This is a genomic window from Comamonas jiangduensis, assembly GCF_030162955.1.
GTDB classification, from domain to species: domain Bacteria; phylum Pseudomonadota; class Gammaproteobacteria; order Burkholderiales; family Burkholderiaceae_C; genus Comamonas; species Comamonas jiangduensis.
Genome location: NZ_JARXOV010000005.1, coordinates 15,992 through 40,803 on the forward strand (window position 1 = coordinate 15,992; position 24,812 = coordinate 40,803).

Sequence of the window (24,812 nt, forward strand, 5' to 3'; positions counted from 1 at the left end):
GAAGTTGCCTTGCTGCTGCAATAACAAGAGCTTTGAGCGCTTGTATTACCTAAGAAATACCAATAATTCGTTGTGAAAAGCACTGCTAACAAGCGTTGACAGCTACTTTTTTAATAGGGCAGGCTAACACGCCTGCCCTCAGGGCGCACCTGTCAGACGTTAGATGCGCATGGGCATGACGACGTACTTGAAGTTGTCGTTGCCGGGAATGGTGACCAGCGCGGAGCTGTTGCTGTCGGCCAGGTCAATCTTGACCATGTCTTGCGACATGTTGGACAGCACGTCCAGCAGGTAAGTCACGTTGAAACCGATATCGATCAGGTCGCCGCCGTAGTCGATGTCGAGTTCGTCCACTGCCTCTTCCTGGTCGGCGTTGTTGGACGCCACACGCAGCGTGCCGGGTTCGATCGTCAGGCGCACGCCCTTGAACTTGTCGCTGGTCATGATGGCGGTGCGCTGCAGCGAAGCCAGCAGCGGCGCGCGGCCCAGCGTAATGCTGTTGTGGTGGTTGCGCGGAATGACGCGGTTGTAGTCGGGGAACTTGCCCTCGACCAGCTTGGTCACGAACTCCATGCCGGCAAAGGTGAACTTGGCCTGGTTGTTGGCAAACTGCATCTCGATGCGCGGCGAGTTCTCACCGCCCACGTCGGACAGCAGGCGCTGCAGCTCCAGCACGGTCTTGCGCGGCAGGATGACTTCCTGCTTCTCGCCCACGTCTACATCCAGCTCGGCGCTGGCAAACGCCAGGCGGTGGCCGTCGGTGGCCACTAGGCTCAGCGTGTTGCCCTCGGCCACGAACAAAATGCCGTTCAGGTAGTAGCGGATGTCTTGCACGGCCATGGCAAACGAGACCTGGCCCATCAAGTCTTTCAGCACTTTTTGTGGCACGCTGAAAGCGGGGCCAAAGTTGGCGGCTTCCTGCACCAGCGGGAAGTCTTCGGCAGGCAGGGTTTGCAGCGTGAAGCGGCTTTTGCCGCCCTTCAAGATCATCTTGGACTGCTGCGACTCCAGGGCCACGGTCTGGTCGCCGGGCATGGTCTTCAAAATGTCGATCAGCTTGCGCGCACCGATGGTGGTGGCGAAGTCACCGGTGTCACCGCCCAGCTCGGCGGTGGTGCGGATTTGGATTTCCAGGTCGCTGGTGGTGAGCTGGATGGCGTTGCCGGTCTTTTTGATCAGCACGTTCGCCAAAATAGGCAGGGTGTGGCGGCGTTCAACAATGCCGGACACCGATTGCAGGACCGCGAGAACTTTGTCTTGTGTGGCTTTCAGGACGATCATGTCAACCTCTGAGTTTCAGGATTCGGGTCTCTTTGTATAGTTTGGGCAGCGGCGCAACCTTAACGCCCCCTCTTGCTACGCAAACTCCCTCATTTTGCCCGGTCAAGCGGGGCTGGGCGAGGGGAAATTCCCACGGCATCTGGATCAACCTTTGAGCGTTTGCTCCAGCACATGCAATTGCTGGTTCAGCTCGGTCAGCTGCTGGCGCTCGGCGGCGATCTTGCGCACCGCATGCAGCACCGTGGTGTGGTCGCGGCCGCCAAACAGCTCTCCAATTTCCGGCAGACTTTTTTGTGTCAATTCCTTGGCCAAATACATGGCGATCTGGCGCGGACGGGCAATCGACGCGGGGCGCTTCTTGCTGTACATGTCGGCGACCTTGATCTTGTAGTAGTCGGCCACGGTTTTCTGGATGTTCTCCACGCTGATCTGACGGTTCTGAATGCTCAGCAGATCGCGCAGCGCCTCGCGCGCCAGCTGGATGGAGACTTCCTTTTGGTTAAAGCGCGAGTAAGCCAGAATCTTGCGCAGCGCGCCTTCCAGCTCACGCACGTTGGAGCGCACGTTTTTGGCCACAAAGAAGGCAACTTCTTCAGGCATTTCGGCGTTCTCGGCGCGTGCCTTGTTAATCAGAATCGCCACGCGCATTTCCAGCTCGGGCGGCTCAATGGCCACCGTCAGGCCCGAGTCAAAGCGCGAGACCAGGCGCTCGTGGATGTTGGTCAGACCCTTGGGGTAGGTGTCGGATGTCATCACGATGTGGCTCTTTTTGGCCAACAGCGCTTCAAAGGCGTTGAAGAACTCTTCCTGCGTACGGTCTTTGTTGGCAAAGAACTGGACGTCATCGATCAACAAAAGATCGAGCGAGTGGTAGCGCTCTTTGAACTCGTCAAATGTGCGGCGTTGGTAGGCTTTAACCACATCCGAAACGAATTGTTCCGCGTGGATGTAGAGAACCTTGGCGTCCGGCTTGTCTTTGAGCAACTGGTTGCCCACGGCGTGCACCAAGTGGGTTTTACCCAGACCGACGCCGCCGTAGATAAACAGCGGGTTGTACAGGTGGCCGGGTGAGCCAGCGACGTGCATGGCCGCTGAGCGTGCCATGCGGTTGGCGGTGCCTTCCACCAGTGTTTCAAACGTCAGGGCGGAATTCAGGCGGTTGCGAAAAGCGGGGGGTGCAGCCTCTCCCGAGCCCGCGTTCACAGGCATCAGCGTAGGAGCCTCTGCGGGGCTGCTGCGCTCGGATTGCATGGGACGAACATAGGTTCTGATGACGCTTTCGCGCTGAGCGAGTGCTAACTCCAGTGCAACAGGGTGGCCGTACAAATCTTCCAGCAAGCCCGAGATGCGGGCAGCGTACTGGGCGCGGATCCAATCGAGCTTGAAGCGGTTGGCCACATATACCGTCACCTTGGAGAAGTCTTCGGCCACGACGGCGGTCAAAGGCTTGATCCAGGTGTTGAACTGTTGTTCGGGCAGGTCTTGGCTGAGCTGCTCAACGCAGGCAAGCCATAGGCCCAGACCTGCATCGTTGGAGGGTTCCTCTGTCATTTCAATGGGTGCGCTTTTTGTGGATAGGAGGAACGTGAATGGGGCTGTGATTGTAGCTTTTCAAAAAGTTATCCACAAATTTGTGGCGCTTTTCCATCACGGCTTCACAGGGTGTGTATTTTGGCCCATGTTTAGAGGGGCATTGCAAGAGGGACGTAACACTGAGATAATTTCGGGTTTCCCTGAATGTGTTCAGGGTGATAAGCCCCGCGCGAAGCTTTTATTTGCGGCAGCTGGCCAATGGTCGGCTGCATTTGCAGGCATGCTTGGCGGGGGAAATTTGGGCAGTGTGCACTCATGCGGAGTGCATGGGCCAGTAAAAAACTGAACCTTCTCAAGGAACGAACATGAAGCGTACATACCAACCCTCCAAGACCAAGCGCGCTCGCACCCACGGTTTCCTGGTGCGCATGAAGACCAAGGGCGGCCGTGCCGTGATCAACGCACGTCGCGCCAAGGGCCGCAAGCGTCTGGCCGTTTAAGGCAGGCTCGCTTGGCCGACTGCCTGACACCATCTCCTGCAACCAGGCAGGGAGTGCTGTGATGCAACGGCTACAAACGCGCCCCCAATTTCAGGCAACCATGTCCGGGGGAACCATTTCCCGGACGCCGCACTTTGCGCTGCACCGTTTGGTCTTGAGCAGTGCGGATGTTGTCAAGGACGCTGAGCCAACAGGGCCCGGTGCAACGCTCTCTGAGCAAGCACCGCAGGCCCTGTTTGTCGTGCCCGGGTGCAAAGCACCGCAAGTGTGGCTGGGTGCGCTGGTGCCCAAGCGCTGGGCCAAGCGTTCGGTAACACGTCACACCATCAAGCGGCAGATTTATGCCGTTGCCAGCGAATTTGACGCCCAGCTACAGGCTTTGCCGCCTGCGGCGTATGTGGTGCGCCTGCGCGCCGGGTTTGACCGCAAGCAGTTCATCAGTGCAACCTCAGAGCCGCTCAAGCGTGCTGTGCGTGCCGAATTGCAGCAACTCTTGGCGCATGCCACGCGGCGTAAAAGCCCGAAGCCTGTGGCGCCAGCCGAGCTTGCACCGCCTGCTGCCGCGGCTGTAGAAGGCGCGGGATAAGCCCATGGTGAAAGCCCTGCTCATGGCCTTGGTGCGTGGCTATCGCTTTTTTTTGAGTCCGTGGCTGGGCTCGGCTTGCCGTTTTGAACCAACCTGTTCGGCCTACTCTCTCAAGGCTTTAGAGCAGCACGGCGCAGCGGCCGGCACGTATTTGACACTGCGGCGACTGGTACGCTGTCATCCGTGGTGTGATGGCGGGCATGATCCTGTGCCTGACAAAGCGCCCAAGCTGTTTACCGGTTTGACCTCCTCTTCCTCACCAAAGAAGTCTTCATGAACGACATTCGCCGCACCATCCTGTGGGTGATATTTGGCTTTTCCATGGTTTTGCTGTGGGACCAATGGCAAATCCACAATGGCAAACAAGCCACGTTCTTCCCATCGGCGCCCAAGACGGTGGCAACGACAGCGCCTGCTGACAAGCAGCCTGCCGATGTGCCCGATGCCCTGACGACCGCAACGCCTGCCGCTTCGGCCAGCGATGTTCCCGGCGCGGCAGAAGCCGCCCCGGTGGCCCGCGAAACCATCACCGTCACCACCGACGTGATGCGCCTGACCTTTGATGGCCAGGGCGGCGCGCTGGTACACGCTGAACTGCTCAAGTACGGCAGCGATGCCGACAAGTCCAAGCCTTTTGTGCTGTTCGACGAAAGCGCCGAGCGTGTGTACATGGCCCAGACGGGGCTGATTGGTGGCAACTACCCCAACCACAAGACCGTGATGAACGTGCTGCCCGGTGAGCGTGCGCTCAAGGACGGCGACAACGAGTTGCAAGTGCGTTTTGAATCGCCCGTGCAAGACGGCGTGAAGCTGGTCAAGACGTTCACCCTCAAGCGTGGTGCCTACGACATCGGCGTGAAGCACGAAGTGGTGAACGCTGGCGCTGCCGCCATCACCCCCCAGCTGTACCTGCAGCTGCTGCGTGATGGCAATGCGCTGGACGGCGGCAATGCTTTCTATTCCACCTTTACCGGCCCGGCGATCTATACCGACACCGGCAAGTACCAGAAGGTGGAGTTCAAGAACATCGACAAGGACAAGGCCGAGTTTGAAAAGACCGCCACCAGCGGCTACGTCGCCATGGTGCAGCACTACTTTGCCTCTGCCTGGTTGCTGGGCGATGGCATCCAGCGCGACAACTACGCGCGCAAGGTGGGCGACAACCTGTACGCCGCCGGCATGATTACCCCCGTGGGTACGCTGCAGCCTGGTGAAACCAAGGTGCTGGACGCCCGCCTGTTTGCCGGCCCGCAGCTGGAAAAAACGCTGGAAGCCCTGGCTCCCGGCCTGGAGCTGGTCAAGGACTATGGCTGGCTGACCATCCTGGCCAAGCCCCTGTACTGGCTGCTGGACAAAATCCACGGCATCCTGGGCAACTGGGGCTGGTCCATCGTCGGTCTGGTGCTGTTCCTGAAGATCCTGTTCTACTGGCTCAACGCCAAGGCCTATGCTTCGATGGCCAAGATGAAGGCCATCAACCCCCGCATCATGGAGATGCGTGCACGCCTGAAGGACAGCCCGCAGCAGATGCAGCAGGAGATGATGCGTATCTACCGTGAGGAGAAGGTTAACCCCATGGGCGGTTGCTTCCCCATCATGATCCAGATCCCCGTGTTCATCGCGCTGTACTGGGTGCTGCTGTCGTCGGTGGAAATCCGCCACGCGCCCTGGATTTTGTGGATCACCGACCTGTCGGCCAAGGACCCCTTCTTCATCCTGCCGCTGCTGATGACCCTGTCCTCGCTGCTGCAAACCGCGTTGAACCCTGTGCCACCCGATCCAATGCAGGCCAAGATGATGTGGTTCATGCCCCTGATCTTCAGCGTCATGTTCTTCATGTTCCCGGCTGGTCTGGTGCTGTACTGGCTGACCAACAACATCTTGTCGATTGCCCAGCAGTGGGTTATCAACACCCGCATGGGCGTGCCACCGCAGTTCAACCTGCCTAGCTTCAAGAAGGCCGACGCTGCTGTTACAGACGTCAAAGCCAAGAAGAAGTAAGCCGCGGCTTGCTTCATCCCTCAAAGGCCGCAGATGCGGCCTTTGATGTTTTCAGACAGACGCTTTAAAAACAGAGCGCTTTGTGCGCGCCAATTCATCGTTTGACTTGGGTTGGTGCAGCAATGCCTTTTTTGGTAGGCGCCGAGCGCTCCTGTTTTTGAAGTCTGTGTGTATTTGCCCGTGGCTATCATGGGCAGTCAGTTGTTCATCCAAGGATATAAGCCATGCTTGCGCGCCAAACCGATCCCATCGTTGCCATTGCCACCGCCCCCGGGCGCGGCGCCGTGGGCATTGTGCGCGTATCGGGCAAGCAGATTGCGGGCTTTGTGCGCCACTTGCTGGGCAAAGACCTGAAGCCGCGCGAAGCGACTTACCTGCCCTTCAAAGACGCCAAGGGTGCGCCGATTGACCACGGCTTGGCCATCTACTTTCCCGGCCCGAACAGCTATACCGGCGAAGACGTGTTGGAGTTGCAGGCCCACGGTGGCCCTGTGGTGCTGCAATTGCTGTTAGCGCGTTGTCTGGAAGCCGCGCAAGAGGGCAATAGCCTGCCCGGCCTGCGGCTTGCCGAGCCGGGTGAGTTCACCCAGCGTGCGTTCATGAACGACAAAATCGATCTGGCGCAGGCCGAGGCGATTGCTGATTTGATCGACGCCAGCACCGAGGCAGCGGCGCGCAGCGCCAGCCGCTCGCTGTCGGGCGACTTCTCGCGTGAGATCGGCGAGCTGCGCGAAGCGCTGGTGCACCTGCGCATGCTGGTCGAGGCCACGCTGGACTTTCCCGAAGAAGAAATCGACTTCCTGCAAAAGGCCGATGCCTACGGCCAGCTGGACGCACTGCGCGACCAGCTGGGCCAGGTGCTGGCACGCACCCAGCAGGGCGCGCTGCTGCGCGAAGGCATCAAGGTGGTGATTGCTGGCCAGCCCAATGCGGGCAAAAGCTCGCTGCTGAACGCGCTGGCCGGGGCCGAGCTGGCCATTGTCACCCCGATCGCCGGCACCACGCGCGACAAGGTGCAGCAGACCATCCAGATCGACGGCGTGCCGCTGCACGTGATCGACACTGCCGGCCTGCGCGAGAGCGAGGACGAGGTGGAGCGCATTGGCATTGCCCGCGCCTGGGACGAGATTGCTGCCGCCGATGCTGTGCTGTTCCTGCACGACCTCTCGCGCATGGGCGAGGCTGACTATGTGGCCGCCGACCTGGAGATTGCCACCACGCTGGCCGAGCGGATTGCGCCGAACATTCCCGTCATCGACCTGTGGAACAAGACCGACCTGGCCGCCCCCGGCGCGCAGATGCAGCCGCTGGCGCCGTTGGCAGGTCGCAAGGGCAGCGAGGCCAGCCTGAGCCTGTCTGCACGCACTGGCGACGGGCTGGATGCCGTGCGCCAGCGCCTGCTGCAGGTGGCCGGCTGGCAGTCGGCGGCCGAGGGCTTGTACATCGCCCGCGCGCGCCATGTGGAGGCGCTGCAGGCCGTGGGCGCCCACCTGGAGGAAGCGCACGCGCAGCTGAACGTGCCCGGCCCGGCGCTGGACATCCTGGCCGAAGAGCTGCGCCTGGCGCAGTCGGCGCTTAACAGCATCACGGGCGAATTCACCTCCGACGACTTGCTGGGCGTGATTTTTTCCAGCTTCTGCATCGGGAAATAAAGCGCAGAACCCATGAAAAACATAGCGCCTTGTGCCTATGAAAAAAGGACTTCAAAGTTAAAAAGCTTTGAAGTCCTTTTGCTTTGCGTGCTGGCAGCTCACTTTTTCTGGTTTTGCGGTAGCAACTGGTTGTGCAAAATGCGGCGGATTTCCACGATGGCGCGCGGGTGTTCCTGCACGCTGTGGCTGAACGGCACGATCAGCTCCGAGGCGGCGCCGTCCAAATGTGCGCTGCGGTACGGCACGATGCCATCGCTGCTGGCTTGCAGCGGCACGTTGGGGGTGTAGTTGCCAATGATGGAGTGGTAGCGCACGCCGGGGGCAATCGGCAGGTTGGCCGCCAGGCGCACGTAGTCGTCCGTATCGCTGAGGTTGTCGATGCTGTTGGGAATGCGCAGCAGCGACTGCTTGCCAATGCGCGGCGAGGCATTGGCGATGGCGCGCGTGATGTCGCCAAACTGCTCCATCATGGAAAACGGCAAGGTGATGAGGTTGGACACCCAGCGCGCAATGCGGTGGTTGGCAAAGTCGGTGCCGCGGTGCGGGGCGGCAATAAAGATGGCGCTGCTGACTTGGGGCAGGGCCTCAAACTCCAGATAGGGGCGCAACTTGGCGCGCAGCGCTTTGTCATCGGCCGTTTGCGCACCGACGCTCTTTTCGACGGAGGCCAGCATTTGCCCCTCGGTGTTGCTGACCAGCAAGCGCGCGAGCACGCCGCCCATGCTGTGCCCGACCAGCGTGAGGTCGTGCGACGCCCGCGCCGTGCCTTGCGGGTCAAAGTGCTGCAGCGTGCGTTGCAGTGCCTGGCGAATGGCGTAGTTGTTCAGCGCCAGCGGCGCATTGGTGGGGTAGTAGACCTGCCAGATTTGGTAGTTGCGGCGCAGGGTTTCATCGCCCAGTACCTCATTGGCCACGTTGATCCAGGCCTCCGGGCTGCTGGCCAGGCCATGCAGCATGACGATGGTGCGGCGGTTGGGGTCATAGGGCTGCATCAGGTAGATGGTGGGTTTGACAATTCCGTTGCTCAAGCCCACCAAGGTGCGCAGCGCTTGGGTGGAAAACCCTGAGCGCGCCAGCCACAGTCCGTAGCCCGATGAAAAGTTGCCCGCCAGTGGCACTACGGTGTTGCCCATGTCCACCTGGCGCACCCGGTACGGGTCAAACGCCTGCAACTGCACGACGTTGGTCGACAGCACCTCTTGCAGGGTGTTGCCCGCAAAGCGCAGCACCACCGTCAATGCCGGGAAAAGCGATTCTTGGAAAGGGGCCTGCGGTGGCCCGGCGATGGCGCTGTCCGCGGCCATCGCAATGCCAGGGTGAGATGGTGCGTTGTCCTGAAACACGGCCACCAGCTCTGCGCCAAAGCCGTTGCGGCGGTACTGGTTGCGCAGGCCCGAAAAGCGCAGCGAGGTCGCCGGAATCAGCTCCTGCGGAATGCTTTTGTTGGCGGGCAGCCACACCCCGGAAAAGTCGGTGCTGATGTGCCAGTTGCCAAAGCGCTCAATCTGGGCGGTGTCGTCGTGCTGCCGCAGGGCAAACATGCCGGTGACGGCTTGTTGCACTGCATGGTTGTAATAGTCACGCACCTGAATCTGGCGGTCTTCAAAAGCGCGGTCACTGGGCTTGCGTTCGGTAAAGAAGAAGTAGGCCCAGGCATGGCGGGCGGCTTCCAGCCACGCCTGCACTTCGTCGGCGGTGCGTGTGCCCGGCAAAGAGGGCGCTTGCTGGGCTTTGCGGGCCTGCAGCGTCCACAGCTCTGCCAACGAGGCCATGCGCTGCTCGGCATACAAGCCTGTGGCAGACGACAGGGTGTAGTGGCACATGGGCACATCGGCCAAGCAGGACTTGGGGTCCAGGTCCAGCACGCGCAGCGATTCCTGGGTAGCCGGGCTGAGCTCGCCCGATGTCAGCACATCACTGCGGCGTTCGGCCAGGTAGTGGGCGGGGTCTGCAGTTTGTACGGTGACCCCTGCGCAGCCTGTCAGCAGGGCTGCCAGCAGAGGAAATGTCCAACGAAAGCGCGAAAACGACGTCATAGGCCGCGAGTGTAGAGCGCAGGCGGTGTCTGCGTTGACACGCCCGGTGCCGATCTGCGGTGGCAAGGCTGGGCCTTACATGCCCTGGCGGATATGGCGCGAAAAATCGGCACTGCGCCCAGCATCTGTGCCGTGCGCTGGTGCTTGCCAAGTTTGGGCACGCTGGGTGATGTTGCCTTGCGCGCGCAGCAGCTCCAGCGGCTGCATGGAGGCCAGGCCCCCGACATCGCGCAGATATTCGGGAAGATAGCCTGAGGCGAGCAAGCGCCAGTCGGTGGGCAGCGCTTGGCCAATACGCCGCGCCAGTTGCCAGACGATGGTGGTGCAATTGGCCGTGAGGGTATTGTAAAAACGCGGGGCAAACGCCAGCTGGCTGGCCTGGCGGGCATAGGCCATGAACAGGTCGCGCATGCTGCCTTGCGTCATGTTGACCTGGTACAGGTGCACCTGCTCACCGCGCACATTCGTTCGCACAGCCAAGATATCGCGCTCATCGGCGGCCACCAGCGCCATTTCGTACTGCTTGAAAAAACCTGCGAGTGCATCGAATTGCTCGTGCTGCTCTTTGCGGATTTCGATGGAAAACACCACGTGTTGTCCATCCGTAAAACCAAAGGACACCAAAGTGTGGGCAATCGCCGGCCCCATCCAATACGACAGGGCGACATCAACACTTGACAGCTTTGAGAGGTCGTAGCTGCGGTCTTCCCAGCGGGGGGTGAAGTCGCTATCGCTGCGCCAGGTAAAGTTGCGCACATTGCGCAGATGCACCACATCGGGCTGGTGCTTGTCGCTTTCGATGGCCACGAGCCGGGCCACATCGGCGGCCCATTCACGGTCTGACTGCGGATCAATCGTGCCCCACCAAATGAGCAACCCGAGCATCAAGGCCAGGCCACCAGCCAAGATGGGCAGGACGCGTCGCTGAAGTGCGCCGTAGCCAAACAAAATCAGCCATGCAAACCCCCAGACCAAGGCCAAGGCTGCTGCGATGTTGTAGCGCTGGGGCGCTTGCGCCAGCAATGCCATACAACCCCATGCAGCGCATAGCAGGCCTAGGGCGGTGACCAAGAGCCATGCACCAGCCATGCACCATGTTTGCCATTTGGACGAAACAGGCATGAGGTGGTTGCGTGGCATTCGAGACATGAGAGATTGCGGTAAGTGTGTAAAAAAGCGCAGTTTGCCGTGACAAGATGATAGATGCTGTGTTGAGGTGTATCTGTTGCGTTCTGTTGGGTCAACAATGGGCAACAAAAAAGCCGGCATGGCCGGCTTGCTGGGGTGAGGTGAGGCGATCAGTGGCCTTCAAAATCCACCAACGTAAACAGCGGCAACTTGCCAGTGTCTTGCAAAAGTTTGGAGCCCCCAAGCTCGGGCAAATCCACGATGGCTGCGCCTTCCATGACGGTAGCACCGAGTTTTTCCAGCAATTTTTTGCCAGCCATCATGGTGCCGCCGGTGGCGATCAAGTCATCAATCAGCAGCACCTTGTCGCCGGGCTTGACGGCATCGGTGTGCAACTCCACCGTAGCGCTGCCGTATTCCAGCTCGTAGGTCTCTTCCACCGTGGTGAAGGGCAGCTTGCCTTTTTTGCGAATGGGCACAAAACCTACGTTCAATTCATAGGCAATCACTGCGCCCAAAATGAAACCGCGGGCATCCAGACCTGCTACGACATCGGGGCGCATGTCCGGGTCCATGTAGCGGTGCACGAACGCATCAATCAGGATGCGAAAAACCTTGGGATCTTGCAGCAAAGGGGTGATGTCTCGGAACTGCACGCCGGGTGCGGGCCAATCAGAGACGGTGCGGATGTGCTGGCGAAGGTAATCGTTGACGCTGGTCGTGTGCATGAAAGAGAGGCAGAAGTGAGGCCCTGCGTTGGCAGGCAGGTGCGGCAAAAACGGAAGGCACCATGGTCTGCTGCAGATCCAGATACCGCTAATGGGCAAAAGTGTAATCAGAGCGCCAGATTTGCGTATGTGTTGCGCACAGCAATCATTCAGCGTTTGTTGTTATCTGCGTTGATTGCACCGCGAGCGATCAATGCAGCGGGGCGAACACCGGGCAAGCACCTTTATTTCAAGGAAGGAGTCCGTGCGACATAGAGTGGTCTTGCGGGCCTCGATAAAATTACTCCATGAATACCCCCATGCACACACCACCTCTTCTGGGTGCTTCGCAAGCGCTGGCTATGGCGCGCGAAACTTTGGCCATTGAGATTCAATCGTTGCAAGCCTTGGCACAGCGGTTGGATGAGAGCTTTGTGCAAGTGGTGCAGGCCATACTGGTAACGCCAGGTCGCGTTGTGGTGACGGGCATGGGAAAAAGCGGTCACATTGGGTGCAAGATTGCCGCCACGCTGGCTTCCACAGGGACTCCTGCCTTCTTTATGCACCCTGCAGAAGCCAGCCATGGGGACTTGGGCATGGTGACCAGCAAGGACTTGGTGCTGGCCATATCCAACAGTGGCGAAAGCAATGAGCTGACGTCGTTGCTGCCCGCCCTCAAGCGCCAAGGGGTGCGTATTGCAGGCATGACGGGAGGCTTGCAATCGAGTTTGGCCAAATATTCAGACTGGGTGCTGGACACCAGTGTGGAGCGTGAAGCGTGCCCTTTGAACCTGGCGCCGACAGCCAGCACCACCGTACAACTGGCACTTGGTGACGCATTGGCCACGGCGTTGCTGGATGCCAGAGGGTTCAAAGCAGAAGATTTTGCACTGTCGCACCCTGGTGGCTCGCTGGGCCGCAGGTTGCTGACCCATGTGCGTGACGTGATGCGCAGCGGCGATGACGTGCCGCGTGTACTAGTTGCAGATGGTTTTGATCGCCTGATGCGCGAGATCAGCGCCAAGAATATGGGGGCGAGTGCGGTGGTGGACGCCGAAGGCCGCGTGCAAGGTATTTTTACGGATGGTGATTTGCGCCGACGTATTGAGGATGGCACCGATCTGCGGCATGCCACGGCGGGCGCATTGATGCACAAGCACCCGCGCACTATTTCTGAAGAAGCCTTGGCCGTAGATGCAGCACAGTTGATGGAGCAGCACGGGATTACTTCGGTCTTGGTGGTGGACGCGCAGTCGCGCTTGGTTGGCATGGTGCACATCCGCGATCTGATGCTTGCCAAGGTGATCTGATGCCCAAGCCTTTTGTTTCACCTGCAGTGCGTTTTGCACCAGAACTCTTGCTGCAAGCGCAGGCTATCCGTGTGGTCTTCTTGGATGTAGATGGGGTGCTTACCGATGGAGGGCTGCACTTTACGGAGCATGGCGAAGCCATCAAGCGCTTTCATACGCTGGATGGACACGGCATCAAGCTGCTGCAAAAGGCGGGGATTGTGCCGGCTGTCGTGACGGGACGAGATTCGGTGCCTTTGCGTTTGCGGCTGCAGCAACTGGGTGTGCAGCATGCGGTCTATGGCACAGAAGACAAAGTGCCTGCAGCGCAGTCCATTCTTGATAAATTGGGCCTGACATGGAGCCAAGCTGCGATGATGGGAGATGACTGGCCGGATTTGCCTGTGATGCAACGTTGCGCATTCGCCTGCGCGCCGAGCAATGCGCATGCAGAAAATTTAGCGATTGCTGACTTTGTGACCGATGTTGCCGCAGGCCAAGGGGCGGTACGCCAGTTGTGCGATTTGCTCTTGATTGCCAGTGGGCGCTACAGCGCATTGTTGGAGACTTATCAGCAATGACAAAAACTTTGCAGCGTATGTGGGAGCAAGCCTCCATCTATCTGCCCGTGTTGCTGATGGTCATGCTAGCCATGGGCACATGGTGGCTGGTGCGCAATGCCCCCAAGCCGTTGCAAAGCAATGTCGATCAGGTGGTGTCGGATGCGCCAGACTACATCATGGAGAACTTCTCAGTACACCAGTTTGATGGAAAAGGACGCTTGCAAAGCGTGATGACAGGAGTACAAGCCCGCCATTTTCCGAAGACTGACACCATGGAAGTCGATGAGGTGCGTACCCGTAGCATTGCGCTCAACGGCATGGTGACCACTACCTCGGCCGATCGTGGTATCAGCAATTCTGACTCTTCGGAAGTACAGCTGGTGGGCAATGCCAAGGTCGAGCGTGTACAACCTCAGCAACCAAGCCTGACCACGCGCTATAGCGGAGAATTTTTGCATGCGTGGACCAACGAGGAGCGTGTTGTTTCACATTTGCCGGTGGAAATTACGCGGGGGAATAATCAATTCACAGGCGAGCGTATGCAATACGATAACTTATCCCAAGTGATTGAATTAAATGGCCGTGTAAAAGGGGTAATTTATCCTGGGAAAAATAAATAATCATTTGTCTCGAGTGAATGTAAGATTTTTCTTATAAATAAAAAAGACCCTTTTGGGTCTTTTTTATTGTGAGTACCGATGCGTTAACTGTTGCGAAAACGGCTGCCACTCGGGTTGCCTTGCTCGTTACCTTGGCTGCTGCGATTGCGGGGCCCTATACCGTAAGGACTGCGGAAGTTGCCTTCGTTGCGTCCAGCATGTCCGTTGGACGGGGATAAGCTACCTCCATAGGATTGGGCGTGCGGTGCGCTTGCCTCCATCGGACGCGCTTCATTAACCACCAGGCTGCGGCCACCCAGAGGCTGGCCATTCATGCGCTGAATTGCAGTTTGAGCTTCGCTATCACTGCCCATTTCCACAAAGCCGAATCCTTTAGAACGCCCAGTGTCTCGTTCCATCATGACTTTGGCACTTACCACATTGCCAAACTGCGTAAAGGATTGCTGCAGATCATGATCACGTACCCCGTAGGGCAAATTTCCCACGTACAACTTCATACCCATCACGTACTCCTGTGCCGTTAAACCAATGCTTTTTTATTTCAAAATATTTGAACTATTTGAATGCGGAAAATAAATAACTGCATAAATATTATTGGTGAAATAGTTAATAAATGACAAGCGCCAGGAGTAAGAATAGGTTTCGCAAATAAAAAAGGAACCCTAAGGTTCCTTTTTTATTACCAAAGCGCTGATTAAGCGCTAGAGGTTTGGCTTAGTAACCGCCGCGGCCACCGCCGTAGCCGCCACCGCCGTTGCCACGGCCGCCGCCGAAGCCGCCGCCATTGCCACCACCGAAGCCACCGCTACGGGGAGGGCGGGGTTCCATGGGGCGAGCTTCGTTCACAACCAGATCACGGCCGCCGTAGTTTTGGCCGTGCAGGCCTTGGATAGCTGCTTGTGCTTCAGCATCGCTGCCCATTTCCACAAAGCCGAAACCCTTGGAGCGACCAGTGTCGCGCTCCATCATGACCTTTGCACTTTGCACAGCGCCGAATTCGGAGAACGCCTGCTCGAGGTCGTTGTCGCGGAAAGCGTAAGGCAGGTTGCCTACATACAGTTTGTTGCCCATGCTGGACTCCTAGAAAAAAACTTAAAACGCGATGGAGCCCTAACCGAAAGCCAACTTGATGTGACCTACCTTAGAGACGCAAACGCACTTGCTCATGTGCTATCGCATTCGTGAGCGAAGCCATTATGAGGCAAGCTGTCACGCAGACAATGGGGTTTTTGTCAAATTTATGCTCCTATACAACATAGTTTGCGGGCTTTCCCGGGGGCGGCGTGCGTAATAGAGGTTGCAAATAGCTACAATAGCGAAGTCCTTGGGGAGTAGTCCGTTTGGCGTGCAACGCGCCAAAAGCATGTATCAACAGACTTGGCGCTCAGCGCTATGGTGCATGCGGCTTCGACAGAAGCTGGGCAAGACCATTGACTGCAACCGTTCCTATGGCTGGCACGGTGGTAGTCAATGTGCGCTTGAGCCAGCCTGTATCTCTACGTCCCACACATGGAAGCCTTTCTCGTATCCACTGGTATTGTTGCGCTGGCAGAAATGGGCGACAAAACCCAGTTGCTCTCTTTGGTGCTTGCCGCACGTTTTCGTAAACCTTGGCCTATTGTTCTGGGCATCTTTGTCGCGACCATGGTGAACCACGGCTTGGCGGGTGCGGTGGGCGCTTGGGTAAATGCCTTCATTGGCCCCGATGTCATGCGCTGGATTTTGGGGCTGTCGTTCATTGCGATGGCAGTTTGGATGCTGATTCCAGACAAGCTTGAGGATGAGGCGGTCAAGAGCTTTTCGCGCTGGGGGGTATTTGGCACCACCGTGGTTGCTTTCTTCTTGGCCGAGATGGGGGACAAAACCCAAATTGCCACCGTCATGCTGGCGGCGCAGTACAACGCCTACCTGTGGGTGGTGCTGGGCACCACATTGGGCATGATGCTGGCGAATGCGCCCGTGGTCTGGCTGGGTGACAAGCTGGTCAAAAAGGTGCCAATTCGCTTGGTACATGTCATCTCTGCGGTCATTTTCTTGGTGCTGGGGCTGGTAGCTTTATTCGCCCAGAGCGTGCCGGGTTTGGCATAATGGGTCTCATGCGCTGATTTGCTTCTGCTTGCGGGCGCTTTACAAATACTGCTAAAGACGAAACCGCATATCCCAACCCGGCCTCGTTTTTAGCGATGCCGGGTTTTTTTATGTCCTTCATCGCCACACCCCAATCCATGCACTTTCCGGATGCGCTGCCGCTGCGAAGCGGCAAAAGCATTCGCGACTACACCCTGGCATTTGAGACCTACGGGCAACTCAATGCCGACAAATCCAATGCCATTCTGGTTTGCCATGCCCTGAATGCCTCGCACCACGTGGCTGGTGTGTACGAAGGCCAGCCCAAGAGCGAGGGCTGGTGGGACAACATGATTGGCCCCGGTAAATCCGTGGACACCAACAAGTTCTTTGTCATCGGCGTGAACAACCTGGGCTCGTGCTTTGGCTCGACCGGCCCGATGCACACCAATCCGGATACGGGCGAGGTGTATGGCTCCAGCTTCCCGGTGCTGACGGTGGAAGACTGGGTCAACGCGCAGGCACTTTTGCTGGATCAGCTGGGCATCTCGCAGCTGGCGGCGGTGCTGGGAGGGAGTCTGGGCGGCATGCAAGCTTTGAGCTGGACGCTGCAATACCCCGAGCGCATGCGCCATGCGGTGGTGGTGGCCAGTGCGCCCAACCTGAACGCCGAGAACATCGCCTTCAACGAAGTGGCACGCCGCGCCATCGTGACCGACCCGGATTTTCATGGCGGCGACTTTTATGCCCATGGCGTGGTGCCCAAGCGGGGGCTGCGCATTGCCCGCATGATTGGTCACATCACCTACCTGAGTGACGATGTGATGAACCAAAAATTTGGCCGCGCGCTGCGCGAAGGGCCGAACATCAAGTTCACCACGCAAGACATTGAGTTTGAGATCGAGAGCTATCTGCGTTACCAGGGCGACAAGTTCAGCGGCTACTTTGATGCCAACACCTATTTGCTGATTACGCGGGCGCTGGACTATTTTGATCCCGCCAAGCAGTACGGCGGCAGCTTGAAAGCTGCGCTGGCCCAGAGCCTGGCCAAGTTCTTCCTGGTGAGCTTTACGACCGACTGGCGCTTTGCCCCGGGCCGCAGCCGCGAGATGGTGCAGGCGCTGCTGCAAAACGGCCGTGATGTCAGCTATGCCGAGATCGATGCGCCCCACGGGCATGACGCATTTTTGCTGGATGACCCGCGTTATTTGAGCGCCATGCGCGCTTACTTTGAAGGTATTGCCAAGGAGTTCGCCGCATGACTGCCACCCCAACGATGCAAGCATTGGCCCAACTGGTGCCGCAAGGCGCGCGCGTGCTGGATCTGGGCTGCGGCGATGGCAGCTTCATGGCATTTTTGCAGCGCGAGCGGGGCTGTACAGGCTATGGCGTCGAGATTGACGATGCCAATGTGCTGGCCTGTGTGCAGCGTGGCGTCAATGTGCTGCAGCTCAACCTGGACGAAGGCCTGGCCATCTTTGATGACAACAGCTTTGACATGGTGCTGCAGATCAACACGCTGCAGCACCTGCGCAATGCCGAGACCATGCTGCGCGAAACCGCGCGTGTGGGCCGCATGAGCGTGATCAGCTTTCCCAACTTTGCGCACTGGCCCAACCGTTTCTCGGTATTGCGCGGGCGCATGCCGGTGACGCGCCATCTGCCTTACCAGTGGTATGACACGCCCAACATCCGCGTGGGCACGTTCAAAGACTTTGAGGTGCTGGCCCACAAAAACCGCCTGCATGTGGTGGATGCCTTTGGCCTGCAAGAAGGAAAAATCATCCGCACGCTGCCCAATCTGCGCGCCAGCACATCGGTGTTCTGTCTGGAGCGTGGTTAGGCCTGCCAGCGAGCTTGTGCCAGCGCAGCCTTCACTGAACGCCAAGTCTTTGATGTACTCGTGGTCTGTGCGGCACTGAATGGCCCAACGGGCGTGACAGCGTGCCGCCCAGAAGTTTTGATAATCCGCCTATGCCACGCTTTGCTGCCAACCTTTCCCTGATGTACACCGAACTGCCATTTTTGGCCCGCTTTGCAGCGGCTGCCCGAGATCGTTTTCAGGCGGTGGAATACCTGTTTCCCTATGCCTATCCTGCCGAGGAACTGGCCGAGCTGCTGGACAAGCATGGCTTGCAGCAAGTGCTGTTCAACGCACCGCCCGGGGGGCGCAACCTGCAAGAAATGGCGCAGGCGTGGGATGCGGGCATGCGCGGCACCTTGTGCCTGAACGGGCAAGAAGACAGCTTTCGCAACGGGGTGTGGGAGGCGCTGCGCTATGCGCAAGTGCTGCAGTGCCCACGCATCCATGTGATGAGCGGCCTGATCCCGAATGGCGCCGCGCGCTATGCGCTGCGCAGCCGCGTGCTCTCCAACCTGCGCTGGGCGGCGCAGGCCGCCGCCGATGTGGGGGTGGACATCATGATCGAGCCCATCAACCACCGCGATATGCCCGGCTACTACCTGCAAACGCAAGACCAGGCGCACAGCCTGGCGCAAACCGTGGCAGCCCCCAATTTGAAGGTGCAGATGGACCTGTACCACTGCCAGATCACTGAAGGCGATGTGGCCAGCAAGCTGCGCCAGTACCTGCCCACGGGGCGCGTAGGCCATATCCAGATTGCCGGCGTGCCGGAGCGCCAGGAGCCGGATGTGGGGGAGCTGAACTACCGCTATCTGTTCAGCGTGATAGATGCGCTGGGCTACAGCGGTTGGGTGGGGTGCGAGTACCGGCCCCGCCAAGACACCAGCCAAGGGCTGGCCTGGATGGCTACGCTGCTGTAAACCTGGGTGATACCGAAATGAAAAAAAGAGAGCGCTTGGCGCGCGTCTGTTCTTGTTTTCAATATAAAAAACGGCTGAAAACACTTAAAAAAGAGCGCAAGGCGCTCTGTTTTTTTGCGCGCGGTGCTATTTGAGCCAGCCGCGTTTGCGGAAGTACAGCATGGGGCCGACGGCGCTGGCAATCATCAGCAAGATGACGTAGACGTAGCCATAGGTCCACTCCAGCTCTGGCATCACGCGGAAGTTCATGCCGTACACGCTGGCAATCAGGGTGGGGGGCAGCAAGGCCACGCTGGCCACCGAGAAGATCTTGATGACCTTGTTCTGGTTGATGCTCAGGAAACCCACGGTGGCGTCCATCAAGAAGTTGATCTTGTCGAACAGGAACTGCGTGTGGCTGTCCAGCGACTCAATGTCGCGCAGAATCTGGCGCGCATCTTCAAACTGTTCGGCATTGAGCATTTTGCTGCGCATCATGAAGCTGACGGCGCGGCGCGTGTCCAGCATGTTGCGGCGGATGCGGCCGTTCAAGTCTTCCTGGCGGGCAATATCGGCCAGCACTTCTTGCGCGTAATCATCGGTCACGTTGCCGTCCAGCACTCGGGCGCTGACGTGCTTGAGGTCGTCGTAAATGCCTTCGAGCGTGTCGGCAGAGTATTCGGCGTCGGCGTCAAACAGCTTCAGCAGCACGTCCTTGGCATCTTCAATCAGCCCCGGCGCGCGGCGCGCGCGCAGGCGCAGCAGGCGAAAGACAGGAATGTCTTCGTCGTGGATGGAAAACAGCACGCCGCAGGATTTGAGCTCGGTGTTGTGCTGGTTCAGGATGTAGGCCACCCGAACGCTGCGCGGGTCTTCTTCATCGTCGAGCAAGAAGTCACTGCGGATGTGCAACTCGCCGTTGTCTTCTTCGTAAAAGCGGGCGGACTCTTCAATGTCCAGGTCCATCGCGTCATCGGGAATGGACAGTCCATAGTGCTGCTTGACCCAGCGCTTTTCTTCGAGGGTGGGCGACTCCAGGTCCACCCAGATGGGCTGAAACTGCGCCAGTTCTTCCAGTGATTCGATTTCTTCCTGAACCAAACGGCCGTTGGACAGCGAGAAAATATTGAGCATACGGCTCTCCCAAATGTTGTTGTGGCTTTAGCGGGGAATGATTGGGGGCGCTTCCAATCCAGTCTCATGCCGCAAGGCCTTGGGAGAGGATGGAAGCTACCAACTAGGGTAGGTTTCCACGGTGATATCTCGAAAATATGACAAGCCCGCGATTATGCCGGGGCTGCCCGCAGTGTGCAGCGGCAGGTGCTGCCGGCACACAGGCATCACGAAGAGGGTGGGCGCAGGGCGTGGGCGCGGCACAGGTCGGCCCAGGCCGCAGGTTTGGCATGGGGAGAGCGCAGCAGGTAGGCCGGGTCATAGCTGACCACGGTGGGAATGTGCTGCACCTGGTGCACTTGGGCGCGCAGGCGGCCCAGCGCTTCTTCGCTGCCCAGCACGGCGCGTGCTGCGTGCATCCCCAGCACCAGAATGCGCGCGGGCTGGGTGTGCTGCACATGGGCCGCCAAGCCCTGGGACAGGCTTTGCCACGCCACGGGTTGCGCAGGTACCCCGGCAACAGGCAATGCCTCATGGCCAGGGCGCTGCACGCCCGCAATCCAGACATGGGGGCTGTGGTGCAGCCACAGCGCACGCAGCATGTGGTGCAGCAGCTTGCCCGTGTCGCCCTCCAGCGGTGCGCTGGGGTTGGGCGCTTCCCAAATGACCAGCCATGCATCCTGCGGGCTGCCCCCTGTGGCGGCGGGGTAAGCCTGCACGGCGGGGGCAATCTGCCATTCGGTGCTGGGTAGGGCCTCGTTGGCGGCAGCAGTGACGGGCGCCGCAGGGGTTGCCCGGCTTGTTACCGTCACCGCAGCCACTGCGGGCAAGGCAGGGGCCATGGGTGCTGGCGATGGCGCGGTAGGGGCAGAAGCCCCCCCTACAGGTGCTGGGACCACGGCCGGGTGCGCTGGGGCTACGACCTCCTGCGCGGCCACCACAGCCACGGCTTCGCGCTGCGGCACAGGTGCGGCAGGCGAGGCAGCGGTGGGCATCCACAGGGTGATGCCCATCTCCTGCAGCATGGCGCGTTGGCGGGGGTCGAGGTTCAGGGCCATAGGTGCATGCTCATCAAAATGGCGGTTTCACGCTCGCCATGGTGCAGCGGATAGTACTTCTTGCGTGCGCCGACTTGGGTAAATCCGTGGCGTTCATAGATGTGGCGCGCGCGCGTGTTGCTCTCACGCACCTCCAGCCACAGCCACTGGGCTTTGGCGGTGTGGCGGCTCCAGTGGGCCAAGATGTCCAGCAACTCACGGCCCAGCCCTTGTTTCTGGTGCAGGGGCGAGACGGTGATGTTGAGCAGGTGCACCTCATCCAGGATCTGCATGGCGATGAAGTAACCCAGCACGGCCTCGCCTTGCATCAGCACCTGGGCGCAGTAGCCGCTGCGCAGGGCATCGGCAAAGTTGCCACGGCTCCACGGGTGGGTATAAGCCACCTGTTCAATCGGCAAGATGGCATCCAGCAGGGCTTCGGTCAGTGGCACCACCCGGTGACTTTGCGCCCCAGGCGCAGGCAAGCCATCCGGCAGCACGGCACCGGTGTTGGTGGAAGCGGGGGGCAGCTGGGGGTGCATCATGCGTGCGGGTGTGGTGGCTCTGTGGCTAGGCGCTCGGCTTCGCGCTCTGCCGTGGTTTTGGCGACCTTATCGCGGATGTACAGCGGCAGCGCGTAGGAGGCTTCAATCAAGTGGCCGTCGGCAATCAGCGTGGGTGCCAGACGGACCAGGGCAGTGGCTGTGGGCAGGGCGGCCAGGTGCTGGGCCGCAGGGGCCAGACGGTCTGGATAGGCGGCTTGGGCATTGCCCACCACCACGAAGGGGGCGGGCACGGTCAAGGCTTCGGGCGCGCACACGCCCAGCGCGTGCGTGGCCTGCCACAGGCCGTCGGCCCAGCGGTAGCCTGCGTGGTAGACCTCGGACATGCGCGCATCCAGCACGGCCATGACATCGGTGCAGCCGTGTTGGTGGCGGGCTTCTTCCGCCACGGCCAGCAAGGTGTCGATAGGCAGCAGGGGCAACTCCGCGCCCAAGGCCAGGCCCTGGGCAATCGCGCAGGAGGTGCGCAAGCCCGTGAAAGAGCCGGGGCCACGGCCAAACACAATCGCCTTGAGGTCGACGAGCTTCAGATCCAGAGCCTGCAGCCCGGCCTGGATGGCGGGGATCAGGGTGGCCGACGAGTTGGCACCCCCGGCTGCCTGGTGTTGCCACAGCTGGTCGCCACGCTGGATGGCGATAAACAAGGTGTCGGTGCTGGTGTCAAAAGCAAGCAAATTCATGGTGCGCGCTGCAAAGGTAAGCCCGGCGCGCCAAGGCGCCAAAGCGCTCAATTATCGGGCGCGTGGCGGTGTTGCGTGCAGCGGCCCCGCCAAAACCGCGTGGCCCGCCACTACACTTTGCAGCTATGTTGCAAACCCTGATGTGGCGCAGCCTGCGCCTGAGTGTGGCCAGCGTGGCGCTGGCCGGTGCTGGTCATGTGCTGGCGCAGTCCCTTCCCCCCCCGGTGGAAGCCGCCTTGGCGCGCGCCCAGATTGGGCGCGATGCCGTCTCGCTGTACGTGGCGCCGGTGGAAGGCCGCAAGCCCGCACGGCTGGCCTGGCAGGCCATGCAGGCCATGAACCCCGCATCGGTGATGAAACTGGTCACCACCTACGCTGCCTTGGAGCAGCTGGGCCCAACCTATGTGTGGCGCACCCCGGTGTACCTGGATGGCGTGGTGGACAACGGCGCTTTTCGCGGCACGGTCTATATCAAGGGCGCTGGCGACCCCAAGCTGGTGTCCGAGCGCCTGTGGCTCATGCTGGGGCGCTTGCAAGGCATGGGCGTGAAAGTGATTGTGGGCGACATCGTGGTGGACCGCTCGGCCTTCCAGGTGCAGGGCCATGATGCAGCGGCCTTTGATGGTGAGCCGTTCAAGCCTTACAACGCGGGGCCGGATGCCCTGCTGATCAACTACAAAACGCAGGTGCTGGGCTTTATCCCCGATGGGGCAGCGGGCGTGGCACGCATTCACTATGAGCTGCCCATGGGCCAGCTGCAGGCACCCACCAGTGTGCCACTGGCGCCCCCCGGCACCGCATGTGGTGACTGGCGCAGCCAGCTGCAGGCGGACTGGAGTGACCCGCAGCGCATTGAGCTCCACGGCCGTTACCCCGCCAGCTGCGGCGATAAAAACTGGGCCATCGCCTTGCCAGACCCGAACAGTTTTGCCCTCAAGGCCGTGGAAGGCATGTGGCGCAGCATGGGCGGGCAGCTCACGGGCAGCGTGCGTGACGGCGTGGTGCCAGCAGGGCTGAAACCTGCGTGGGAAAACCAGTCCCCCGCCCTGGCGGAAGTAGTGCGCGATATCAACAAATACAGCAACAACGTGATGACCCAGCAAGTGCTGCTGACCTTGGGCAAAGAGCGTATGGGCGTGGGCAGCTTGGAAGCCGGGCGCGCAGCGCTGGCACAGTGGTGGCAGCTGCGATGGCCAGCGGCAGAGATGCCACAGGTAGAAAACGGTGCCGGCTTGAGCCGTCATGCGCGCATCAGCGCGCAGGCGCTGGGGCGCATGCTGCAAACAGCGTGGGGCTCGTCGGTGATGCCGGAATTTGTGGCCTCCATGCCGATCTCGGGCATGGATGGCACGCTGCGCCGCAGCAAAGCCAGCGCCAGCGCGCATTTGAAGACCGGGTCACTGCGTGACACCAACGCCCTGGCGGGCTATGTGCATGGCAACAGTGGGCAGCGCTATGTGCTGGTGGCCCTGATCAACCACCCCAACGCGGGCGCTGCGCGGCCCGTCATGGATGCCTTGGTGGACTGGGTGGCGCAGGATTAATGGTGCCCCCTGAGGCGCCTTACGCAGAGCAGAGGGGCTGCCTGTGGGCGCCCGTTGCGCTGTGCCGTGGCGCGTAGGTCACACAAAAAAAGCCGGTAGCCACCGTTGAGGTGCTACCGGCTTTTTTCGCGACTGGGGTGTTGGCGTTAGCCAGCTGCCGCAGCGCGTTGCAGGCGGTCACGCACGCCTTCCCAGTCGGCGCTGTCGGGCGGGGTCTCAATCCAGATCAGCTGGGCGCCTAACTCGTCAAAGTCGCGCAGCGTGCCAAACAGCTCACGGGCCGTGGCCAGGGCGTTATCGGGCATGGGGCGCAGGTGGATGGCAGGGGCGGCCGTTTTCAGCGGGCTGCGGTGGTAGACGGCAATGTTTTTGCCGGCCGCACCCAGTACCTCCAAAGCCGCTTGCAGCTGCCCCGCCTCCATCAGGCGCACCTTGGCGTTCGGCGCGTAATGGGCCAAAAGTGTGCCAGACGCCCGTGGGGTCTGCGCAGGCAGCTCTTCTTTCGAGAGTGGCCGGGTGCCGCACGCACGTTCAATGTCGTCGCGCGTGATGGCGCCGGGGCGCAGCAGCACGGGCACGCCGCGCGTGCAGTCGACGATGGTCGATTCAATGCCCACTTCGCAGGCGCCGCCATCCAGCACCAGCAGATCGTCGCCAAACTCGGCGGCCACGTGCTGGGCCGTGGTGGGGCTGACGCGGCCGAACTTGTTGGCGCTGGGAGCCGAGACCCCCCAGACCGGCGGGTTCAGTTGCTGGCAGGCCTTGAGCACCGCATGCGCTACGGGGTGCGAGGGGCAGCGCAGGCCCACACTGTCCTGGCCGCCGGTCGATGCCTGGGCGGCCTGCGGCAGGCGCGGCAGGATCAAGGTGAGTGGCCCCGGCCAGAACGCGTCGATCAGCTGCTGGGCAAACACCGGCACGGCCTGGGCATAGCGGGTGATGGCCGAGCTATCTGCCACATGCACGATCAGCGGATGGTTGGCCGGACGGCCCTTGGCGGCAAAGATCTGCGCCACGGCCGCGTCGTTGTCGCTGTCCGCAGCCAGGCCGTAGACCGTTTCGGTGGGCAGGCCCAGTAGCTGGCCTTGTTGCAGGGCCCGCGCAGCAGCTTGCACCGAGGCGTCCAGCGTTCCATCCAGAATCACGTCA

General features: G+C 60.2%; 25 protein-coding genes and 1 riboswitch. Of the genes, 13 read left to right on the forward strand and 12 right to left on the reverse strand.

Annotated features, from left to right (window positions below; all coding sequences use genetic code 11):
- Positions 1-159 precede the first annotated feature (159 nt).
- Positions 160-1,281, reverse strand: coding sequence for a DNA polymerase III subunit beta (gene dnaN / locus QEP12_RS05510; protein ID WP_219163353.1), 1,122 nt, complete (start codon positions 1,279-1,281; stop codon positions 160-162).
- Between the two features lie 144 nt (positions 1,282-1,425).
- Complete coding sequence (dnaA, locus tag QEP12_RS05515) at positions 1,426-2,832, reverse strand: chromosomal replication initiator protein DnaA (protein WP_284213608.1); 1,407 nt, start codon at positions 2,830-2,832, stop codon at positions 1,426-1,428.
- Positions 2,833-3,179: 347 nt separating this feature from the next.
- Here dnaA and rpmH point away from each other — a divergent pair, with 347 nt between their 5' ends.
- From rpmH to mnmE, 5 genes are all read left to right on the forward strand, one after another.
- Positions 3,180-3,314 carry a 50S ribosomal protein L34 gene (rpmH, locus tag QEP12_RS05520; protein WP_042412105.1) on the forward strand — a complete coding sequence of 45 codons (135 nt, stop codon included), beginning with the start codon at positions 3,180-3,182 and terminating at the stop codon, positions 3,312-3,314.
- A 61-nt stretch (positions 3,315-3,375) separates the two neighbouring features.
- A complete protein-coding gene (locus QEP12_RS05525; RefSeq protein ID WP_284213609.1) occupies positions 3,376-3,900 on the forward strand; it encodes a ribonuclease P protein component in 525 nt (174 codons plus the stop codon).
- 4 nt (positions 3,901-3,904) lie between these two features.
- Positions 3,905-4,177, forward strand: a complete 273-nt coding sequence (gene yidD / locus QEP12_RS05530; RefSeq protein ID WP_219163350.1) for a membrane protein insertion efficiency factor YidD — start codon at positions 3,905-3,907, stop codon at positions 4,175-4,177.
- Positions 4,174-5,901 carry a membrane protein insertase YidC gene (yidC, locus tag QEP12_RS05535; protein ID WP_284213610.1) on the forward strand — a complete coding sequence of 576 codons (1,728 nt, stop codon included), beginning with the start codon at positions 4,174-4,176 and terminating at the stop codon, positions 5,899-5,901. The genes yidD and yidC overlap by 4 nt, the downstream gene beginning before the upstream one ends.
- A gap of 224 nt (positions 5,902-6,125) precedes the next feature.
- Positions 6,126-7,553 carry a tRNA uridine-5-carboxymethylaminomethyl(34) synthesis GTPase MnmE gene (gene mnmE / locus QEP12_RS05540; RefSeq protein ID WP_174863543.1) on the forward strand — a complete coding sequence of 476 codons (1,428 nt, stop codon included), beginning with the start codon at positions 6,126-6,128 and terminating at the stop codon, positions 7,551-7,553.
- Positions 7,554-7,651: 98 nt separating this feature from the next.
- Here mnmE and QEP12_RS05545 read toward each other — a convergent pair whose 3' ends face one another.
- From QEP12_RS05545 to QEP12_RS05555, 3 genes are all read right to left on the reverse strand, one after another.
- Positions 7,652-9,589, reverse strand: coding sequence for an esterase/lipase family protein (locus tag QEP12_RS05545; protein WP_284213611.1), 1,938 nt, complete (start codon positions 9,587-9,589; stop codon positions 7,652-7,654).
- Between the two features lie 75 nt (positions 9,590-9,664).
- On the reverse strand, positions 9,665-10,618 hold the full coding sequence (locus tag QEP12_RS05550) for an Lnb N-terminal periplasmic domain-containing protein (RefSeq protein WP_284213612.1): 954 nt from the start codon (positions 10,616-10,618) through the stop codon (positions 9,665-9,667).
- 269 nt (positions 10,619-10,887) lie between these two features.
- Entirely contained in the window at positions 10,888-11,445 is a 558-nt protein-coding gene (locus QEP12_RS05555; RefSeq protein ID WP_219163345.1) for an adenine phosphoribosyltransferase, read from the reverse strand.
- A 287-nt stretch (positions 11,446-11,732) separates the two neighbouring features.
- Here QEP12_RS05555 and QEP12_RS05560 point away from each other — a divergent pair, with 287 nt between their 5' ends.
- Genes QEP12_RS05560 through lptC form a run of 3 tightly spaced genes read left to right on the forward strand, consistent with a single transcriptional unit; the run spans position 11,733 to position 13,896 of the window.
- Positions 11,733-12,734, forward strand: coding sequence for a KpsF/GutQ family sugar-phosphate isomerase (locus tag QEP12_RS05560; RefSeq protein ID WP_284213613.1), 1,002 nt, complete (start codon positions 11,733-11,735; stop codon positions 12,732-12,734).
- Positions 12,734-13,294 carry a KdsC family phosphatase gene (locus QEP12_RS05565; RefSeq protein WP_284213614.1) on the forward strand — a complete coding sequence of 187 codons (561 nt, stop codon included), beginning with the start codon at positions 12,734-12,736 and terminating at the stop codon, positions 13,292-13,294. The genes QEP12_RS05560 and QEP12_RS05565 overlap by 1 nt, the downstream gene beginning before the upstream one ends.
- On the forward strand, positions 13,291-13,896 hold the full coding sequence (lptC, locus tag QEP12_RS05570) for an LPS export ABC transporter periplasmic protein LptC (protein ID WP_174863547.1): 606 nt from the start codon (positions 13,291-13,293) through the stop codon (positions 13,894-13,896). The genes QEP12_RS05565 and lptC overlap by 4 nt, the downstream gene beginning before the upstream one ends.
- An 83-nt stretch (positions 13,897-13,979) precedes the next feature.
- Here the strand turns inward: lptC and rbp (QEP12_RS05575) are convergent, their stop codons facing one another.
- Together rbp (QEP12_RS05575) and rbp (QEP12_RS05580) are read right to left on the reverse strand one after the other, a co-directional pair.
- Complete coding sequence (gene rbp, locus QEP12_RS05575) at positions 13,980-14,399, reverse strand: RNA-binding regulator (protein WP_174863548.1); 420 nt, start codon at positions 14,397-14,399, stop codon at positions 13,980-13,982.
- Positions 14,400-14,610: 211 nt separating this feature from the next.
- Positions 14,611-14,967, reverse strand: coding sequence for an RNA-binding regulator (rbp, locus tag QEP12_RS05580; protein ID WP_219163338.1), 357 nt, complete (start codon positions 14,965-14,967; stop codon positions 14,611-14,613).
- Positions 14,968-15,205: 238 nt separating this feature from the next.
- Positions 15,206-15,315, forward strand: a riboswitch (yybP-ykoY riboswitch).
- A gap of 90 nt (positions 15,316-15,405) precedes the next feature.
- Between rbp (QEP12_RS05580) and QEP12_RS05585 the strand changes: the two genes are divergently transcribed.
- From QEP12_RS05585 to otnI, 4 genes are all read left to right on the forward strand, one after another.
- On the forward strand, positions 15,406-15,984 hold the full coding sequence (locus QEP12_RS05585; RefSeq protein ID WP_284213615.1) for a TMEM165/GDT1 family protein: 579 nt from the start codon (positions 15,406-15,408) through the stop codon (positions 15,982-15,984).
- 110 nt (positions 15,985-16,094) lie between these two features.
- Positions 16,095-17,225 carry a homoserine O-succinyltransferase MetX gene (gene metX, locus QEP12_RS05590; protein ID WP_219163335.1) on the forward strand — a complete coding sequence of 377 codons (1,131 nt, stop codon included), beginning with the start codon at positions 16,095-16,097 and terminating at the stop codon, positions 17,223-17,225.
- The gene (metW, locus tag QEP12_RS05595; RefSeq protein ID WP_174863551.1) at positions 17,222-17,806 is read left to right on the forward strand and encodes a methionine biosynthesis protein MetW; all 585 of its coding nucleotides are present in this window, start codon (positions 17,222-17,224) and stop codon (positions 17,804-17,806) included. Before metX ends, metW begins: the two co-directional genes overlap by 4 nt.
- Before the next feature lie 131 nt (positions 17,807-17,937).
- Entirely contained in the window at positions 17,938-18,747 is an 810-nt protein-coding gene (otnI, locus tag QEP12_RS05600; RefSeq protein WP_284213616.1) for a 2-oxo-tetronate isomerase, read from the forward strand.
- Between the two features lie 126 nt (positions 18,748-18,873).
- Here otnI and corA read toward each other — a convergent pair whose 3' ends face one another.
- The 4 genes from corA to tsaB all read right to left on the reverse strand — a co-directional run bounded on the left by corA (position 18,874) and on the right by tsaB (position 22,119).
- Positions 18,874-19,860, reverse strand: coding sequence for a magnesium/cobalt transporter CorA (corA, locus tag QEP12_RS05605; protein WP_219163331.1), 987 nt, complete (start codon positions 19,858-19,860; stop codon positions 18,874-18,876).
- A gap of 206 nt (positions 19,861-20,066) precedes the next feature.
- Positions 20,067-20,897 (reverse strand): uracil-DNA glycosylase family protein, encoded by an 831-nt coding sequence (locus QEP12_RS05610; protein ID WP_284213617.1) that lies wholly within the window; start codon positions 20,895-20,897, stop codon positions 20,067-20,069.
- A complete protein-coding gene (gene rimI, locus QEP12_RS05615) occupies positions 20,888-21,418 on the reverse strand; it encodes a ribosomal protein S18-alanine N-acetyltransferase (protein ID WP_431308067.1) in 531 nt (176 codons plus the stop codon). The genes QEP12_RS05610 and rimI overlap by 10 nt, the downstream gene beginning before the upstream one ends.
- Positions 21,418-22,119: a tRNA (adenosine(37)-N6)-threonylcarbamoyltransferase complex dimerization subunit type 1 TsaB gene (gene tsaB, locus QEP12_RS05620; RefSeq protein ID WP_284213619.1), complete on the reverse strand. Its 702-nt coding sequence runs from the start codon at positions 22,117-22,119 to the stop codon at positions 21,418-21,420. Before tsaB ends, rimI begins: the two co-directional genes overlap by 1 nt.
- A gap of 125 nt (positions 22,120-22,244) precedes the next feature.
- Here tsaB and dacB point away from each other — a divergent pair, with 125 nt between their 5' ends.
- On the forward strand, positions 22,245-23,663 hold the full coding sequence (gene dacB, locus QEP12_RS05625) for a D-alanyl-D-alanine carboxypeptidase/D-alanyl-D-alanine endopeptidase (protein ID WP_284213620.1): 1,419 nt from the start codon (positions 22,245-22,247) through the stop codon (positions 23,661-23,663).
- Between the two features lie 146 nt (positions 23,664-23,809).
- On the opposite strand, the gene QEP12_RS05630 is transcribed toward dacB, so the two are convergent.
- The gene (locus tag QEP12_RS05630) at positions 23,810-24,808 is read right to left on the reverse strand and encodes an L-threonylcarbamoyladenylate synthase (RefSeq protein WP_284213621.1); all 999 of its coding nucleotides are present in this window, start codon (positions 24,806-24,808) and stop codon (positions 23,810-23,812) included.
- Positions 24,809-24,812 lie beyond the last annotated feature (4 nt).

Coding starts and splice junctions, on each gene's coding strand:
- yidD (WP_219163350.1), top strand. CDS start 3,905: ATGGTGAAAGCCCTGCTCATGGCCTTGGTGCGTGGCTATCGCTTTTTT.
- QEP12_RS05555 (WP_219163345.1), bottom strand. CDS start 11,445: ATGCACACGACCAGCGTCAACGATTACCTTCGCCAGCACATCCGCACC.
- rimI (WP_431308067.1), bottom strand. CDS start 21,418: ATGCACCCCCAGCTGCCCCCCGCTTCCACCAACACCGGTGCCGTGCTG.
- otnI (WP_284213616.1), top strand. CDS start 17,938: ATGCCACGCTTTGCTGCCAACCTTTCCCTGATGTACACCGAACTGCCA.
- QEP12_RS05585 (WP_284213615.1), top strand. CDS start 15,406: ATGGAAGCCTTTCTCGTATCCACTGGTATTGTTGCGCTGGCAGAAATG.
- rbp (WP_174863548.1), bottom strand. CDS start 14,399: ATGGGTATGAAGTTGTACGTGGGAAATTTGCCCTACGGGGTACGTGAT.
- rbp (WP_219163338.1), bottom strand. CDS start 14,967: ATGGGCAACAAACTGTATGTAGGCAACCTGCCTTACGCTTTCCGCGAC.
- QEP12_RS05550 (WP_284213612.1), bottom strand. CDS start 10,618: ATGGCATTGCTGGCGCAAGCGCCCCAGCGCTACAACATCGCAGCAGCC.
- tsaB (WP_284213619.1), bottom strand. CDS start 22,119: ATGAATTTGCTTGCTTTTGACACCAGCACCGACACCTTGTTTATCGCC.
- yidC (WP_284213610.1), top strand. CDS start 4,174: ATGAACGACATTCGCCGCACCATCCTGTGGGTGATATTTGGCTTTTCC.
- lptC (WP_174863547.1), top strand. CDS start 13,291: ATGACAAAAACTTTGCAGCGTATGTGGGAGCAAGCCTCCATCTATCTG.
- metW (WP_174863551.1), top strand. CDS start 17,222: ATGACTGCCACCCCAACGATGCAAGCATTGGCCCAACTGGTGCCGCAA.
- corA (WP_219163331.1), bottom strand. CDS start 19,860: ATGCTCAATATTTTCTCGCTGTCCAACGGCCGTTTGGTTCAGGAAGAA.
- QEP12_RS05560 (WP_284213613.1), top strand. CDS start 11,733: ATGAATACCCCCATGCACACACCACCTCTTCTGGGTGCTTCGCAAGCG.
- QEP12_RS05525 (WP_284213609.1), top strand. CDS start 3,376: ATGCAACGGCTACAAACGCGCCCCCAATTTCAGGCAACCATGTCCGGG.
- QEP12_RS05565 (WP_284213614.1), top strand. CDS start 12,734: ATGCCCAAGCCTTTTGTTTCACCTGCAGTGCGTTTTGCACCAGAACTC.
- metX (WP_219163335.1), top strand. CDS start 16,095: ATGTCCTTCATCGCCACACCCCAATCCATGCACTTTCCGGATGCGCTG.
- QEP12_RS05610 (WP_284213617.1), bottom strand. CDS start 20,897: ATGGCCCTGAACCTCGACCCCCGCCAACGCGCCATGCTGCAGGAGATG.
- dnaA (WP_284213608.1), bottom strand. CDS start 2,832: ATGACAGAGGAACCCTCCAACGATGCAGGTCTGGGCCTATGGCTTGCC.
- mnmE (WP_174863543.1), top strand. CDS start 6,126: ATGCTTGCGCGCCAAACCGATCCCATCGTTGCCATTGCCACCGCCCCC.
- QEP12_RS05545 (WP_284213611.1), bottom strand. CDS start 9,589: ATGACGTCGTTTTCGCGCTTTCGTTGGACATTTCCTCTGCTGGCAGCC.
- dacB (WP_284213620.1), top strand. CDS start 22,245: ATGTTGCAAACCCTGATGTGGCGCAGCCTGCGCCTGAGTGTGGCCAGC.
- dnaN (WP_219163353.1), bottom strand. CDS start 1,281: ATGATCGTCCTGAAAGCCACACAAGACAAAGTTCTCGCGGTCCTGCAA.
- rpmH (WP_042412105.1), top strand. CDS start 3,180: ATGAAGCGTACATACCAACCCTCCAAGACCAAGCGCGCTCGCACCCAC.